Annotated in this window: 1 protein-coding gene; it reads right to left on the bottom strand. The window is 75.9% G+C overall.

Annotated features, from left to right (window positions below; all coding sequences use genetic code 11):
- The coding region (locus tag ACFFNX_RS51945; protein ID WP_378213891.1) for a M20 family metallopeptidase at positions 1-594 on the bottom strand (594 nt) is incomplete at its 3' end.
- Positions 595-634: the final 40 nt, after the last annotated feature.

Here is a 634-nt window from a genome sequence, read left to right as displayed (position 1 = left end):
GTTGCGGCCGAGCCAGGGCGAGGCGCTGTGCGCGGCCCGGCCGCGGAACCGCAGGCGTTTCATGTACGTGCCCTTGTGCGCCCGCGCGACCGTCAGCCCGGTCGGCTCGCCGACCACGGCCGCGTCCGCCCGCAGCCCCTGGGCGACCAGGTGCCTGCTGCCGAGCCCGCCGGCCTCCTCGCCCATGACGGCGGTGAGCAGGATCTCGCCGGTCAGCACGGACGGCCGGGCGGCGAGCCGTTCCATCGCGCAGAGCATGGCGACGAGGCTTCCCTTCGCGTCGCAGGTGCCCCGCCCGACCATGTGCCCGTCCCGGACCACCGGTTCGTACGGCGGCGTCGCCCAGTCCTGCGACGACGGGTCGACCACGTCCAGGTGGCTGTTGAACACCAGCCGCGGCCCGTCACCGAAGCGGAGGCTCGCGAGGACGTTGTCCGCGACCGGGGTGACGTGCTGGCGTGTCACCGAGGCGCCGAAGTCCGCCGCCCGGCCGGCCACCCAGTCGGCGACCCGGGCGACGTCGCCCGGCGGGGTGGGGCTGGGCAGCGCGACGCAGGCCGCGAGCCGCTCGATCACCGTCGCGTCGCCGCTCATCCGCCGCTCCTCACCGGGGCGCCGAACACGGCGAGCAGCT

This window comes from Actinoallomurus acaciae (assembly GCF_042429965.1).
GTDB classification, from domain to species: domain Bacteria; phylum Actinomycetota; class Actinomycetes; order Streptosporangiales; family Streptosporangiaceae; genus Actinoallomurus; species Actinoallomurus acaciae.
The sequence above is the reverse complement of the archived record's forward strand: the minus strand, read 5'-3'. Positions and strand labels throughout refer to the sequence as shown.